14 protein-coding genes are annotated in these 14,078 nt (G+C 57.5%); 3 read left to right on the top strand and 11 right to left on the bottom strand.

Translation table 11 applies throughout. The annotated features are described in order from the left end of the window. Positions 1–202 precede the first annotated feature (202 nt). The 5 genes from gntU to ACOKCT_RS19675 form a co-directional block, all read right to left on the bottom strand. Positions 203–1,543 carry a gluconate transporter gene (gene gntU, locus ACOKCT_RS19695; RefSeq protein WP_103177340.1) on the bottom strand — a complete coding sequence of 447 codons (1,341 nt, stop codon included), beginning with the start codon at positions 1,541–1,543 and terminating at the stop codon, positions 203–205. A gap of 3 nt (positions 1,544–1,546) precedes the next feature. Further along, on the bottom strand, positions 1,547–2,074 hold the full coding sequence (gntK, locus tag ACOKCT_RS19690; RefSeq protein ID WP_103177341.1) for a gluconokinase: 528 nt from the start codon (positions 2,072–2,074) through the stop codon (positions 1,547–1,549). Between the two features lie 126 nt (positions 2,075–2,200). Beyond that, positions 2,201–3,196, bottom strand: a complete 996-nt coding sequence (gene gntR / locus ACOKCT_RS19685; protein WP_420193800.1) for a gluconate operon transcriptional repressor GntR — start codon at positions 3,194–3,196, stop codon at positions 2,201–2,203. Positions 3,197–3,286: 90 nt separating this feature from the next. Beyond that, complete coding sequence (locus ACOKCT_RS19680; protein WP_103177343.1) at positions 3,287–3,982, bottom strand: pirin family protein; 696 nt, start codon at positions 3,980–3,982, stop codon at positions 3,287–3,289. Positions 3,983–4,105: 123 nt separating this feature from the next. After that, complete coding sequence (locus ACOKCT_RS19675; RefSeq protein WP_159340211.1) at positions 4,106–5,143, bottom strand: oxidoreductase; 1,038 nt, start codon at positions 5,141–5,143, stop codon at positions 4,106–4,108. A gap of 225 nt (positions 5,144–5,368) precedes the next feature. Here ACOKCT_RS19675 and ACOKCT_RS19670 point away from each other — a divergent pair, with 225 nt between their 5' ends. Together ACOKCT_RS19670 and yhhY are read left to right on the top strand one after the other, a co-directional pair. After that, positions 5,369–6,016, top strand: coding sequence for a bactofilin family protein (locus tag ACOKCT_RS19670; RefSeq protein ID WP_103177345.1), 648 nt, complete (start codon positions 5,369–5,371; stop codon positions 6,014–6,016). 217 nt (positions 6,017–6,233) lie between these two features. Beyond that, complete coding sequence (gene yhhY, locus ACOKCT_RS19665; protein WP_156655315.1) at positions 6,234–6,722, top strand: N-acetyltransferase; 489 nt, start codon at positions 6,234–6,236, stop codon at positions 6,720–6,722. A gap of 82 nt (positions 6,723–6,804) precedes the next feature. On the opposite strand, the gene ggt is transcribed toward yhhY, so the two are convergent. After that, positions 6,805–8,550: a gamma-glutamyltransferase gene (ggt, locus tag ACOKCT_RS19660; protein ID WP_197431827.1), complete on the bottom strand. Its 1,746-nt coding sequence runs from the start codon at positions 8,548–8,550 to the stop codon at positions 6,805–6,807. A gap of 122 nt (positions 8,551–8,672) precedes the next feature. On the opposite strand from ggt, the gene ACOKCT_RS19655 reads away from it, so the two are divergent. Next, positions 8,673–9,053, top strand: coding sequence for a DUF2756 family protein (locus ACOKCT_RS19655; RefSeq protein ID WP_156655316.1), 381 nt, complete (start codon positions 8,673–8,675; stop codon positions 9,051–9,053). Here ACOKCT_RS19655 and ugpQ read toward each other — a convergent pair. The 5 genes from ugpQ to ugpB all read right to left on the bottom strand — a co-directional run bounded on the left by ugpQ (position 9,050) and on the right by ugpB (position 14,003). After that, positions 9,050–9,790 (bottom strand): glycerophosphodiester phosphodiesterase, encoded by a 741-nt coding sequence (ugpQ, locus tag ACOKCT_RS19650; RefSeq protein WP_156655317.1) that lies wholly within the window; start codon positions 9,788–9,790, stop codon positions 9,050–9,052. The genes ACOKCT_RS19655 and ugpQ overlap by 4 nt on opposite strands. After that, positions 9,787–10,857 (bottom strand): sn-glycerol-3-phosphate import ATP-binding protein UgpC, encoded by a 1,071-nt coding sequence (locus tag ACOKCT_RS19645; protein WP_103177348.1) that lies wholly within the window; start codon positions 10,855–10,857, stop codon positions 9,787–9,789. Before ACOKCT_RS19645 ends, ugpQ begins: the two co-directional genes overlap by 4 nt. A gap of 1 nt (position 10,858) precedes the next feature. After that, positions 10,859–11,704, bottom strand: a complete 846-nt coding sequence (ugpE, locus tag ACOKCT_RS19640; RefSeq protein ID WP_156655318.1) for a sn-glycerol-3-phosphate ABC transporter permease UgpE — start codon at positions 11,702–11,704, stop codon at positions 10,859–10,861. Beyond that, a complete protein-coding gene (ugpA, locus tag ACOKCT_RS19635) occupies positions 11,701–12,588 on the bottom strand; it encodes a sn-glycerol-3-phosphate ABC transporter permease UgpA (protein ID WP_420193799.1) in 888 nt (295 codons plus the stop codon). The genes ugpE and ugpA overlap by 4 nt, the downstream gene beginning before the upstream one ends. Positions 12,589–12,686: 98 nt before the next feature. Continuing rightward, the gene (gene ugpB, locus ACOKCT_RS19630; RefSeq protein ID WP_263950178.1) at positions 12,687–14,003 is read right to left on the bottom strand and encodes a sn-glycerol-3-phosphate ABC transporter substrate-binding protein UgpB; all 1,317 of its coding nucleotides are present in this window, start codon (positions 14,001–14,003) and stop codon (positions 12,687–12,689) included. Positions 14,004–14,078 lie beyond the last annotated feature (75 nt).

The following is a 14,078-nucleotide window of genomic DNA, read 5'->3' as shown; positions in this document are numbered from 1 at the left end:
GGGGCGGCGGCGAGCCCCCCTGACACGTTCACGGGTTCTGGCGCCCCAGAGAAGCTTTGAACGTAAAGTGAACGGAACCACCACCATTGCCACATGTTCACCGCCGGGTAGCGGCTATGCCTTACCCGGCCTACGTTTCCTGCACGCACAAAAAAGCCGGGTGGCGGCTACGCCTTACCCGGCCTACGGTTTACGGTAGCCGCTAGCTCAACAACGTAAACGCAATCATCCCGACAATCGCCCCGGTCGTCCCGAGGATAGTTTCCATCATCGTCCAGGTCTTCAGCGTCTGCGCTTCCGTCGCCCCGGTAAATTTACCGAACAACCAGAATCCCGCGTCGTTCACATGAGAGACCACAATAGATCCCCCCGCGATACAGATAGAGAGCGCCGCCATCTGCGCGCCGGAGTAGTTCAGCTGTTCAATCACCGGCATCACCAGCCCGACGGCGGTCAAACAGGCCACGGTAGCGGAGCCCTGAATGATACGCACCGCCGCAGCCAGCACGAAGCAGGTCACCGCAATCGGCAGACCCATACCGGTAAGCGCCCCACCTAACGCCGGGCCAACGCCGGAATCCACCAGCACCTGCTTGAACACCCCACCCGCACCGATCACCAGCAGAATAATACCCGCCGGTTGCAGCGCTGCACCGCAGATCTCCATCACGCGGTCTTTCGCCATGCCCTGGCGCATTGCCAGACCATAAATCGCCACCAGACAGGCCACCAGGATCGCCGTGAACGGGTGACCGATAAACTCAAACCATTCGTAGGCGGTAGAGCCTTCCGGCACAAAGCGCGCGGCGATGGTTTTGAGCCCGACCAGCACCAGCGGCAGCAGGATCAGGGCGAGGCTAAAGCCGAAGGAGGGCATTTTGTTTTCGCCCAGATGCGGCTCGGTGATCTCGTCAGGAATGTGCAACTCAACGTAACGGCTGATAAAGTTACCCCACAGCGGACCGGCAATGAGCATGCCCGGGATTGCCGCGCACAGGCCGATGAGGATCATCCAGCCAAAATCAGCGTGCATCTGCGAGGCCAGCAGCATCGGCGCGGGGCCAGGCAGCAGGAACGCGGCGGCGGCGGCGACACCGGCAAACAGCGGAATAACAAGCTTCACAAGGTTGGTGCCGGTGTGGCGCGCCATCGAAAACGCCACGCTAATCAGCAGCACTACCGCCACTTCAAAAAACAGCGGCAGGGCGCAAATCAGACCGGCCAGACCGATGGCGTAATGCGCCCGGCTGTGACCGAAAGATTTCAGCATCTTGACGGCGATCTGATCGACCGCGCCGGTTTCATGCAGGATTTTGCCAAACATCGCGCCAAGCGCGACCACAATCGCCAGGAAGCCCAGCGTGCCTCCCATCCCTTTTTCCATGGTCGCAGCGATTTTGTCGAGCGGCATGCCGGAAAAGAGACCTGCACCAATAGAGACCACCATCAAAGCCACGAAGGCGTGCATACGGGCCTTCATGACCAAAAACAGCAGTAGCAGCACGGAGCCTACTGCTGTTAAAACAAGCGTTAACGTACTCAAAACTTACTGCCTTTTGTTGATGACCTCAATGGTGCTTGCCACAACACCGTCTAACGGTTGATCGATATCGACCACCAGCACATCGCTTTCATCTGCGCCCGGCTCTTGCAGGGTTTCAAACTGCGTCACCAGCATCTGGGTCTTAAAGAAGTGCCCTTTGCGCGCTTTCAGACGGCTTTCGATCACCTCAAAGTCGCCCTTCAGGTAGATGAAAGAGAGGTTGGCGTTACCTTCGCGAAGCTGGTCGCGGTAGGCTTTTTTCAACGCAGAGCAGACGATCAGCGAGACTTTGTTGGTGCGCTGCATGGCAAACGCCGCATCGTTCAGGGCCTGCAGCCATGGTTTACGATCGTCGTCGTTCAGCGGCTCACCTGAGGCCATTTTGTTGATGTTGCTGCGCGGATGGAGAAAATCACCATCAAGAAACGCAGCATGGATTTGATGTGCCACTTCGCTGGCAACGGCGGACTTACCGCTACCGGAAACGCCCATCAGGACATAAACGTGGTGATCTGGATTTGTGGTGCTCAAAGTATGTCCCTCAGTCGATTGTTACGGGTAACAGTTATCGGTAACATTGTCCTGCCGGGGCTGAAGAGAAGCAATATCCAAACGTGCGCGAAGTGAATAAGTGTGAGCTAGTTCAAACTTGTCACGCTAAATAGATCCGCCTGGTGACAGGGTGAAACCTAAATCTAACATTTTAGGCGACACCGCTTCACCACGAATGCGCGCCAGCAGGCGTTCCGCACCGATACGGCCCATGCGTTCACGCGGCGTCAGGACGCTCGCCAGACGCGGCTCCATGACCTGGCCGATGTCGTGACCGTGGAAACCGGCAATCGCCATATCCTGCGGGATTTTCAGGCCCAGACGCTGGCATTCAAAAGCGGCGCCCACCGCGAGGTCATCGTTAGTACAGAAGAGGCCATCAAGCTGCGGATATTCACGACGCGCCTGACGCATCAGCTCAATGCCGGAGGTGTAGGAAGAGGACTGCTCTACCATCACACTGTAGGGCGTTAAGTTCGCGTCGAGCATCGCCTGCTCGTACCCCTTCTGTTTGATGATAGTACGTTCGTCCAGACGTGCGCCAAGATAGGCGACATGACGATGGCCGCGGGCGATGATCGCCGCCGTCATCTGCCGGGCCGCTTCAAAGTTATCGAACCCGACCGCGATATCCAGGCACGGCGACTGGCTGTCCATCAGCTCCACCACCGGAATACCCGCCACTTCGATCATCTTCAGCGTGCGTGGGGTGTGGGTGCGTTCGGTCAGGATCAGGCCGTCAATGTTCCAGGAAAGCATAGATTCGAGACGCTCCTCTTCCAGCTCCGGCTTGTAGCCGTAGTGGGCGAGCATGGTCTGATAGCCAAAGGCGTCGGTAACGCTTTCGATGCCGCGAAGCACCTCGGCGAAGACCTGGTTGGTTAAGGAGGGAAGCAGGACGCCCACCGCACGGCTGGTCGCATTGGAGAGAATGTCGGGTGCACGGTTGGGGATATAACCCAGTTCATCGAGAGCAGCAGCAATCTTGCCACGTAAGGCCACGGAAACCTGTTCCGGGTTACGTAAAAAACGGCTGACCGTCATTTTGGTCACACCGACGCGATCGGCGACATCCTGAAGTACGGGGCGTTTCTTTTTCATCGTCCTGAGAAATCATGAGTGAGAGATTTTCTCAGTTTATCACGGACAAAGCGCAACCTTCCCCGTTTAAAGGGAAGGTTGCGTAATTATTTAGACCGGCGGCAGGTCGAACAGCAGGATTTCAGCGGCGCTGTCAGCATGGACAGAGATCGCCTGCTCATCCCAGATGGCCAGACCGTCGCTGGTGGTCGCTTTAGTGCCGTTGATGGTCACGTCGCCTTTCACCACCTGGATCCACACTTTACGGTTGGCGGCAATCTGGTGCACAGACTGCTCATCTTTCGCCAGCGCCCAACGGTACAGCTCCATATCCTGATGCACTTTCAGCGAACCTTCACGCGCATCCGGTGACAGGACCAGCTGTTTACCCTGCTGCGCGTCAAAGCGGCGTTGCTCGTAGCGCGGGGTGATGCCTTTCGCTTCTGGAATGATCCAGATTTGATAGAGGTGCAGTTTTTCCGTTTTGCTCGGGTTGTATTCAGAGTGACGCACTCCGGTACCCGCACTCATAATCTGGAACTCACCCGCTGGCACCTGCTCTTTATTACCCATGCTGTCCTGGTGCTCCACCGCCCCTTCCAGCACGTAAGTCAGGATTTCCATATCTTTGTGCGGGTGGGTACCGAAGCCCTGGCCTGCGTCAATCACGTCATCGTTGATCACGCGCAGTGCCGAGAAGCCCATAAAATTCGGGTCGTAATAATCGGCGAACGAGAAGCTGTGCCATGAGTCCAGCCAGCCATGATTTGCGTGTCCACGGTCGTTTGCTTTGCGTAAGAAGATCATTGTTTTTACCCTCAGTTCGTTTCGATGGAGTAAGTGTGGACGCAATCGACCTGGGATCATAGAGGGTGAAAATTGACTCCTCTGTTCAAAATATCTGAACAAGCACAGAGGAGTCATTCAGGCTTATCGGGCAAGGGTTATCGTGGCAGGTGATGCCTGTTCGAAGGCGCGTTCAAGGATTTCCAGGTTGGTCATCACTTCAATTTCCTTGACGTAATTTGGCGCGCCGCAGGTGAGGGTCTGGTACAGCGCATCGTAGACCTGGCCATAGTCGCCGGTGCCCGGTTTGATCTCCTCTTTCACCGTCACACCCGCGTCGTTAACGTACTCCAGCACGCCCACGGAATCGTCCGCCGCAAACCCTGGTTCACCCGGCATGATATTAGCCTTCAGGCTGGTCTCCTGCTGGTCGATACCGTATTTGATAAACGAGCCTTTGGTGCCGTGAACGATAAATTTCGGGTAATCGGTCTTTACCAGATGGCTGGTTTTGACAATCGCTTTCAGGTCGCCGTAGAAGAGCTGTGCTTCAAAGGTATCGTCCGGGTTGGCTTTATTACGCAGGCTGCGGATGTCATAGGCCACGTGATCCGGGCGGCCAAACAGGCTGATTATCTGGTCCATGGTATGGACGCCAAGGCCATAGAAAGAGCCATCCTGCGGCAGGCCGGGTTTGGTCTCCGCCACCGGGCGGTAGTAATCGAAGTGGCTTTCGATTTCGACAATCTCGCCCAGCTTGCCGCTCTCAATCGCCTGCTTCGCGGTAAGGAAGCAGGTGTCAAAGCGACGGTTCTGATAGGGCGTGACGGTCAGCCCTTTGCTGCGCGCCAGCTCGAACAGCGTTTTCGCCTCGGCCATCGTCGGGGTAAATGGCTTCTCCACCAGCACGTTTTTACCCGCTTCCAGCGCGCGTTTCGCATACTCAAAATGGCTGTCGGCATGGGTACAGACGATCACCAGCTTCACCTCGGGATCGTTCAATACCTCGTCGAGATCGCTGGTGAAGTGAATATGGGAGTACTGCGGAGACTGCTCTTCCGGTTTCGGGTGGCGGCGGAAGATATGCGCCACATGCCAGCTGGCTTTACGGGTAAGTACATAGGGAAGGTGATAGCGGGTGGTGCTTTTGCCAAATCCAATAAATGCGCAGTGTAGTGTCATGATGTTGTTCCTGGCTAAGGTCTCTGCCTTCAACCATAGCGCAACCTGCTGGCGAATTTAACCCCATCAATCTTTTAGGCTTATTCCGGGGGGAAAACCGCGCGGTGAATATATTGCTATATCGAATCCGAAAATAAGGGGCATAACCTTGACCCTGCTGCTGAATCCCAGGATAAGAAGGCAGTCAAATTAACATGCTCGCGAAAGGAGTCGCGCTCATTTTCTATGGACAGAAAATACCTCGCGTTAAATAGCGCACTTCTCTTCTGGCTGCTCGCCCTGGTCGCCTGGGGCTTCAACGCCCGCTCCCTGACGTGGCTGTTCGCGGCATTAACCCTAATGGCTTTTAGTCTCCCTCTCCTATCTAATCAGGTTAACCTCATGTTTAAAAAACAAAAAAAGATCGAAACTGACAAGCAAGAAATCCTCCCTCAGGCACCGGTCATTGAAAAAGAACCTACTGCGGTGGAGAAGTACGGCACCACCGTCATAGCCAGCGATGTGCAATTTGAAGGCAATATCGTTTCCGGCGGGCACGTCTATGTTCACGGCACACTGAACGGCAATATCGACTCTAAAGAGAGCCTGATAAAAATTATGCGTGGCGGCCAGGTGGAGGGAAACATCACCTGCCGGGAGCTGATCGTGGACGGTAAGGTCATCGGTCAGTGCAGCAGCGATACTATTGAAATCTGCGAAAATGGTCAGATTACCGGCACCCTGCTCTACCGGACCCTGGCGATCAAAAAAGGCGGCGTCTTTTCCGGGCAGGCGGAGGTCTTACCGACTGTGACGGAGAAGAACAACGTGGTGGGTATGATAAAAGAGAACCTGTCTGATATGCCGGATCGCCTGCATTCACAAAAGCTTTAAACAAAAAAAAGCCAGCGAGACGCTGGCTAAAATAATACTGGAAGCAATGTGAGCAATGTCGTGCTTTCAGGTTTCCGTCGTGGACTCCCTGAACGCAAGACAATAATAATCATTCTCATTCGCACTTGTCCAATACTTTTTTGCAAAAAATGGCGGTTGACGCACATTTCAAACTCATGGATGTTGGAAAGGAACCTAACTGACTGAGGAAGAAGGAATGAGTGAGATAGTGATACGCCACGTTGAAGCCGCCGATGCCGAAGCTTTACGCCTGCTTAATACCCATCCGGGGGTGTATCACCAGACACTACAGCTTCCTCATCCATCGATGGAGATGTGGCAGGAACGGGTAATGAAAAAGTCGGGCAGACGCCATCTGGTGGCCTGCCTGGACGATAAGGTTGTCGGTCATCTGGCGCTGGACGTGATGGAAAACCCCCGACGCAGCCACGTGGCGACCTTTGGCATCAGTGTCTCTGCCGAGGTGCAGGGGCGCGGGGCGGGCAGCGCATTGATGCGGGAGATGATCAACCTGTGCGATAACTGGCTGCGCATCGAGCGCATTGAATTGACGGTGTTTGCCGACAACGCGCCTGCCATTGCCTTGTACCGCAAGTATGGATTTGAGGTGGAAGGCACCGGGAAGAGATTCGCCCTGCGTGACGGCGAATTTGTGGATGCGCTCTATATGGCGCGGGTTAAGTGAGTATTGCCCGGTGACGCGTAGCGATCCGGGCCTACGAAACCTTGTAGGCCGGGTAAGGCGGAGCCGCCACCCGGCAAACCGTTTAATACCCCGCCGTCAAATCCCCTGGCGAGCGCGGATCCGATGCCCCATACAGCGCGCCATCGGGCCCGACCATAATGCTTTGGGTGCTGCCCATCGCCTCTTTCACCGCCACTTTTTGTCCGCGCTGCTCCAGCAGCTTCAGCGTATCCGGGCTAAAGCCCTTCTCCACCCGCAATTCATCCGGCAGCCACTGGTGATGGAAGCGCGGGGCGTTGGTCGCCTCGGCCACGTTCATCCCGAAATCGATGCTGTTTACCACCATCTGCAGTACGGTGGTGATAATCCGGCTGCCGCCCGGGCTGCCGGTCACCAGCCAGGTTTTGCCATCTTTCACCACAATCGTCGGCGACATTGACGACAGCGGACGCTTCTTCGGCCCCACGGCGTTGGCATCCCCGCCCACCAGCCCGTAGACGTTCGGCACGCCCGGCTTGGCAGAGAAGTCATCCATCTCGTTGTTGAGCAGAATGCCGCTGTTGCCCGCCACGATCCCGGTCCCAAAGGTGGTATTGAGGGTATAGGTCACCGCCACCGCGTTACCATCTTTATCCACCACCGAGAAGTGGGTGGTCTGGTTGCTCTCATACGGCGCCAGCTTGCCGGGGCGGATCTCGCTCGACGGTCTGGCCTTGTTGATATCAATCTGATCGGCCAGGGTTTTGGCGTAGGCTTTATTGGTCAACGCCTGCCACGGCACCTTAACGAAGTCCGGGTCGCCCAGATACTCCGAGCGGTCGGCATAGGCATATTTCTCCGCCTCGGCCATCACCTGCAATGTGTCGGCACTGCCGAAGCCAAACTTATGCAGATCGAAATTTTCGAGGATGTTGAGGATCTGCACGATGTGGATCCCGCCGGACGACGGAGGCGGCATGGAATAAACCTGGTACCCGCGGTAGTCGCCGCTAATCGGCGTGCGCTCCACCGCCTTGTACTCCGCCAGATCCGCTTTGGTGATCAGCCCGCCGTTCTTACTCATCTCTTCGGCAATCTGGTCGGCAATCGCCCCTTTATAGAAGGCGTCCGGGCCGTTCTCCGCGATCATCTCCAGGCTTTTGGCGAGGTTCTTCTGCACCAGCTTATCGCCCTTCTTCAGCGGCTCGCCCTCCTTCCAGAAGATCGCTTTGCTGTTCTCATGGTTGGGGATCACTTCGCTGCCGTAGGTTTTCAGGTCGTCGGCCAGCGCGTCGTTGACCTCAAAGCCGTCCCGCGCCAGTTTGATGGCGGGCTGCACCACCTTGTTCAGCGGCAGGGTGCCATATTTATCCAGCGCCAGCGAGAAGCCCGCTACGGTGCCCGGCGTACCGGTCGCCAGATGGGAGGTAAGCGATTTTTTACTGTCGGCATTGCCCTGGTCATCGAGGAACATGTCCCGCGTGGCCTGGTTCGGCGCCATTTCGCGGAAGTCGATCGCCGTGGTGGTGCCATCTTTGGTACGCAGCATCATAAAGCCGCCACCGCCGAGGTTGCCCGCCTGCGGGTGGGTCACCGCCAGCGCATAGCCCACCGCCACCGCCGCATCCACCGCATTACCGCCCTGTTTGAGGATATCCACCCCCACCTGAGTAGCGAGGGCGTCTACTGAGGAGACCATCCCCTTCTGCGCCCGCACGGGATGGAACACATCCTCTTCCACACCATAGGAGACCGGCGGTGCCGCCGGCGGATTCGCTGCCACGCAAAACGTACCGCCTGCCGTCAGGGCAGCAATCGCCACCCAGCGTAAAAACGTTGGTTTCATCATTGTTATTCTCCAGGTACAGGGACTCATGCTCCCGCTTAAGCCTGGTTCATAACTCTTAAAAAATCATCGTAATGGCGGATTCGAGATAAACTTACAGAAGGCTTCAGATGGAGGGAATGACCATGAAACGTCTCATTCTTGTGGCGACATTACTGCCGTTTGCCGTATTCGCGCAGCCTATCAACACCCTGAATAACCCCAATCAGCCGGGCTATCAGAACCCCAGCCAGCAGCGAATGCAAAATCAGATGATGATGCAGCAGCAACAGCAAACAGGGATGCTAAACCAGCAGCTGCAAACGCAAACCCGCGTTCAGCAGCAGCACCTGCAAACGCAGATGGATAACAACACCCAGCGGATTCAGCAGAGCCAGCCGGGGGGGCAGGTACTGCCTAATACCAGCGGCGGGATGCTCAGCGGCGGCAGTGTCGACTCTGGCGGCGTGCAGCAGCAACATATGCTGCCGCAGCGGCAGAATGGCGACATGCTCAATAACCCTTAGGGCTGAAAGTCCGGGCCGATAAGGGCAATCGCATCGGTACAGATACAATCGACGCCCCAGCGCAGCAGTTCCGCTGCTCGCTGGGGCTGATTGACGGTGTAAACCAGGATACGTAATCCGGCGTTTTTCAGTGTGCTTACCCGCGCTTCATCCAGCAGGCGATGGTTCAGGTGAATGGATACGCACGCCAGTCGAGTGGTCAGCTCGCGCCAGTCATCACGCCAGGCATCCAGCAGTAACCCACGCGGCAATTCAGGCGCAGCAGCCTGCGCGGCTTCCAGCGCGTCAATCTCAAACGACGACAGCAGCGGTGGAGTCATTCCTGCCCATAGCTCACGCGCCGCCAGCGCAATCACCTTGCCGGTTAACGGCCCCGTACCGGTGGTCGGTTTAATTTCGATGTTGGCCATCATCCCGTGTTGACGACAGCGGTCGGCCACCTCAGTCAGCAGCGGCAGCGGCTCGCCTTTAAACTCGCCGCTAAACCAGCTTCCGGCGTCCACCTTCAGCAGATCGCGCCACGGCAGGTGACCCGCCACGCCCCAGCCGTTGCTGGTGCGCTCAAGATTGTCGTCATGCAGGAGGAAAATCTCCCCGTCTTTCGACAGCTTGGCATCGAACTCAATCATGGTATGACCGTAACGCGCGCCAACGTCGATGGCCGCCAGGGTATTTTCCGGTGCCAGTTTACCGCCGCCCCGGTGGGCGACGATGCGGGGATAAGGCCAGTTACTCATATGCGTTGTCCTGTTTCACCATCAAATAAGTGCAGATGATTTTCCGGCAGATGCAGCCATAGCGTGCTGCCCGCTTTCGGGCGCTCCTCGTGCGACATACGCACCACCAGCTTCTGCTCGCCCCAGCGTCCGTGCGCCAGGTTATCGGCCCCCAGCATCTCCAGGGTGTCCATCACCAGCGGTACGCCGCCTTCCGCCTGCGAGCTTAGCGCAATATGTTCCGGGCGGATACCCAGGGTCATCTTACGCCCGGCGTAGCCGCGATAGTACCAGTTGATCGGCAGCGCCATGCCGCTCTCCAGTTCGAAATGGGTGCCCGCAGTGCTGATGCGCCCTTCCAGCAGGTTCATCGCCGGGCTGCCGATAAAGCTCGCCACAAAGCGGCTGGCGGGCTTTTCATACACCTCCACCGGGGTGCCAATCTGCTCGGCCACCCCTTTGTTCATCACCATCACCCGCTGGGCGAGGGTCATCGCCTCCACCTGATCGTGGGTAACGTACAGAGAGGTGGTGTTCAGTCGTCGGTGCAGCTGCTGTAACTCAAGGCGCATCTGCACGCGCAGCTTGGCATCGAGGTTGGAGAGCGGTTCATCGAACAGGAATACCGCCGGGTCACGCACGATAGCGCGGCCCATCGCCACGCGCTGGCGCTGGCCGCCGGAGAGCTCGCGCGGGCGGCGCTTCAGCAGGCCATCCAGCTCCAGAATGCGCGCCGCCTCTTTGACGCGCTCGTCGATGTGGCTTTTACCCATCCCACGAATTTTCAGCCCCCAAGCCATGTTCTCTTCCACGCTCATGTGCGGATAGAGGGCATAGTTCTGAAACACCATCGCGATGCCGCGATCTTTGGGTTCCATCTCGGTCACGCGCTGGCGGTCAATCCAGATATCGCCCGAGGTGACGCGCTCGAGCCCCGCCACCATGCGCAGCAGGGTGGATTTGCCGCAGCCCGACGGGCCAACCATCACAATAAATTCGCCGTCCGCCACGTCGAGGGTCAGCGGCTGAATCACCTGGGTCTTGCCATCCCAGCTTTTGGTTACTGCCTGTAATTTAAGTCCTGCCATCTTATTTCTCGCTATCGACCAGGCCGCGGACAAAGGCACGCTGCATGGCTAAAACAATGACTACGGGTGGGATAAGGGTGAGCAGCATCGCCGCCATCACCTGGTTCCAGAGGGTGGTGCCTTCGCCGGTTGAAATCATGCCCTTGATGCCCGCCACGGCGGTGCCGAGGTTGACGTCCTGGATAATCAGCAGCGGCCACAGGTACTGGTTCCAGCCGTAGATAAAGGTGATGACAAAGAGCGCCGCGAGGTTGGTTCTCGACAGCGGCAGCACGATGTCGCGGAAAAAGCGCATCGGCGAGGCGCCGTCGATCCGCGCGGCCTCAATCAGCTCGTCCGGCAGGGTCATAAAGAACTGGCGGAACAGGAAGGTGGCGGTGGCCGAGGCCATCAGCGGCAGGGTTAAGCCCGCATAGCTGTCGAGCATGCCGAGATTGGCGATCACCTCCACCGTCGGGAAGATACGCACTTCCACCGGCAGCATCAGGGTGATGAAGATCATCCAGAAGAAGAGGTTACGCAGCGGAAAGCGGAACCAGACGATGGCGAAGGCCGAGAGCATCGACACCGTAATTTTGCCCACTGTAATACCGAACGCCATGATGAAGCTGTTGAGCATCATCAGCCAGAACGGGGCGCTGTTAACCCCCACACCCTGGGTCCAGATGGTCGCCATGTTTTCGAAGAGATGCGAACCCGGCACCAGGGTCATTGGGGTTTCAAAGATGGCGTTTCTGTCCAGCGTGGCGGCGACAAAGGCGACGTACAGCGGGAACAGGATAACGACGATCCCCAGGATCAGCATGGTATGGCTGAAAATCGTCAGCCCGCGACGGTTCTCAATCATTGGTAGCGCACCTTACTTTCAACATAGCGGAACTGCACCACCGTGAGGATGATGACGAGGAACATCAGCACCACCGACTGGGCGGCAGAGGCCGAGAGATCCAGACCGGCAAAGCCTTCGCGGTAGATCTTATAGATCAGCGTGGTGGTGGCCTGCACCGGGCCGCCTGCGGTGGCGGCGTCGATCACCGGGAAGGTGTCGAAGAAGGCGTAGACCAGGTTGACCACCAGCAGGAAAAAACTCACCGGGGCGATCAGCGGCAGCGACAGCCGGAAGAAGCGGCGGATCGGGCCTGCGCCGTCAATCGCCGCAGCTTCTACCAGCGAACGCGGAATGGACTGTAGCGCGGCAAAGAAGAAGAGGAAGTTGTAGCTGATCTGCTTCCACACCGAGGCGAAAACCACCAGGAACATCACCTGGCCGCTGTGCTGGGCGTGGTTCCAGTCATAGCCCAGCTCGGCCAGGAAGTGGGTAATCAACCCGCGCCCGGGGTTAAAGAGGAAGATCCACAGCACCGCGGCGACGGCGGGGGCCACGGCATAAGGCAGCAGCATCAGCGTCTGGTAAAGACGGCTGCCGCGCACCACGTAATCCACCAGCGCGGCAAAGAAGAGCGAGGCGAGAAGACCGCTCACCGTCACCAGGGTGCTGAATTTGATCGTCGTCCAGAAGGCGTCGATGTAGTAGCTGTCGTGCCACAGGGCAGCGAAGTTATCCAGGCCAACAAACTGGCTGGAGAGCCCGAACGGATCGACGCTTTGCACCGAGTACCACAGCGCTTCGCCCGCAGGCCAGATAAAGAAGATAACGGTGATGACCAGTTGCGGCGCGACCAGCAGGTACGGCAGCCAACGGGAGCGAAACACCGGACGGGATGAGGACATGAGGGTTGTATTCCTGAACAGCGCCGGGTGGCGGCTACGCCTTACCCGGCCTACGGTCTTCCAGGCCCGGATCGCTACGCGTCACCGGGCATTTCACATTACGATTTGGTCGACTGCTCAAAGCGGCGCAGCAGCTGGTTTCCGCGCTCGACTGCCGCATCCAGCGCCTGCTGAGGGGTTTTCTTGCCGGTCCAGACGCTTTCCAGCTCTTCATCCACGACGGTACGGATCTGCGGCATGTTGCCCAGACGCAGCCCTTTGGTGTACGGCAACGGTGGTTTGTTCAGCATCTGACGCGTGGCGATGTCTGCCCCCGGGTTCTTGTCATAGAAGCCCTGTTCGCGGGTCAGGTCATAAGCGGCTTTGGTGATCGGCAGGTAGCCAGTCTTCTGGTGCCATTCGGCGGCGTTTTCCGGCTTCGCCAGGAAGTCGAGGAACTCCGCCACGCCCTTGTAAGTGTCCTTGTCTTTACCCTGCATTACCCACAGGCTGGCCCCGCCGATGATGGCGTTCTGCGGCGCGCCTTTTGAGTCGGCGTCGTATGGCATCATCCCCACGCCGTAGTTAAATTTGGCGTAGTGACGGATATCCGCCAGCGAGCCGGACGAGGCGGTGGTGATGGCGCAGTCGCCGCTGTAGAACTTCTCGGTGGATTCGTCTTTACGTCCGAAGTAGCTGAAATCGCCCTTCTTGTTCAGATCGGCCAGCAGGGCAATGTGCTTCACCTGCTCCGGCTTGTTGAACTCCAGGACCGCGTTGGTGCCGTTGAAACCGTTGTTCTCGGTGGCTACCGGCTGGCCGTGCCAGGCGCTGAAGTTTTCGATCTGGATCCAGCCCTGCCAGCCGCTGGCGTAGCCGCACTTCATGCCGGCCGCTTTTAGTTTGGCGGTGTACTCCGCCAGATCCTGCCAGGTTTTCGGCGGCTGCTCCGGATCTAAACCGGCTTTCTTAAAGGCGTCTTTGTTGTAGTACAGCACCGGGGTGGAACTGTTAAACGGCTGGGAGAGCAGATGGCCGGATTTGGAATCGGTGTAATAGCCCGCTACGGTTGGCACGAACTGCGATTCGTCGAAGTTAATGCCCGCCTCGTTAAACACCTCATAGACCGGCTTGATGGCTTTGGAGGCCATCATGGTGGCCGTACCCACTTCATAGACCTGCAACAGCGCCGGGGCGTTACCGGTACGGAACGCGGCAATGCCCGCGCTCAGGCTCTGCTCGTAGTTGCCTTTGTACACCGGCACAATTTTATAATCCGGGTGGCTGTCGTTGAAACGCTGCGCCAGGGAGTCAACCTCTTTACCCAACTCCCCTTCCATGGAATGCCAGAACGGAATAGTGGTGACGGCCATTGCGTTAGTCGCAAAAGCCAGACCTATTGCCAGACCCAAAGCTGTGTGTCGTAACGATGTCATTGTCATCTCTCTTATTGTGCCGGATGCGCGATATCACGCGTTTTGTGCTCGCGAGGTAACATGACATGCTCGAAT

Origin of the sequence: Leclercia sp. M-A074-M (genome assembly GCF_965195605.1) — a bacterium.
In the GTDB taxonomy this organism is placed as follows: Bacteria; Pseudomonadota; Gammaproteobacteria; order Enterobacterales; family Enterobacteriaceae; genus Enterobacter.
Note: the sequence above shows the minus strand (reverse complement) of the source record. Positions and strands in the feature narration are given on the sequence as shown.

Excerpts from the sequence above, each read along its gene's own strand:
- ugpB (WP_263950178.1), bottom strand. The coding sequence starts at position 14,003 with ATGACATCGTTACGACACACAGCTTTGGGTCTGGCAATAGGTCTGGCT.
- ACOKCT_RS19680 (WP_103177343.1), bottom strand. The coding sequence starts at position 3,982 with ATGATCTTCTTACGCAAAGCAAACGACCGTGGACACGCAAATCATGGC.
- ugpE (WP_156655318.1), bottom strand. The coding sequence starts at position 11,704 with ATGATTGAGAACCGTCGCGGGCTGACGATTTTCAGCCATACCATGCTG.
- ugpA (WP_420193799.1), bottom strand. The coding sequence starts at position 12,588 with ATGTCCTCATCCCGTCCGGTGTTTCGCTCCCGTTGGCTGCCGTACCTG.
- ACOKCT_RS19645 (WP_103177348.1), bottom strand. The coding sequence starts at position 10,857 with ATGGCAGGACTTAAATTACAGGCAGTAACCAAAAGCTGGGATGGCAAG.
- yhhY (WP_156655315.1), top strand. The coding sequence starts at position 6,234 with ATGAGTGAGATAGTGATACGCCACGTTGAAGCCGCCGATGCCGAAGCT.
- ugpQ (WP_156655317.1), bottom strand. The coding sequence starts at position 9,790 with ATGAGTAACTGGCCTTATCCCCGCATCGTCGCCCACCGGGGCGGCGGT.
- gntR (WP_420193800.1), bottom strand. The coding sequence starts at position 3,196 with ATGAAAAAGAAACGCCCCGTACTTCAGGATGTCGCCGATCGCGTCGGT.
- ACOKCT_RS19670 (WP_103177345.1), top strand. The coding sequence starts at position 5,369 with ATGGACAGAAAATACCTCGCGTTAAATAGCGCACTTCTCTTCTGGCTG.
- ACOKCT_RS19675 (WP_159340211.1), bottom strand. The coding sequence starts at position 5,143 with ATGACACTACACTGCGCATTTATTGGATTTGGCAAAAGCACCACCCGC.
- ACOKCT_RS19655 (WP_156655316.1), top strand. The coding sequence starts at position 8,673 with ATGAAACGTCTCATTCTTGTGGCGACATTACTGCCGTTTGCCGTATTC.
- ggt (WP_197431827.1), bottom strand. The coding sequence starts at position 8,550 with ATGATGAAACCAACGTTTTTACGCTGGGTGGCGATTGCTGCCCTGACG.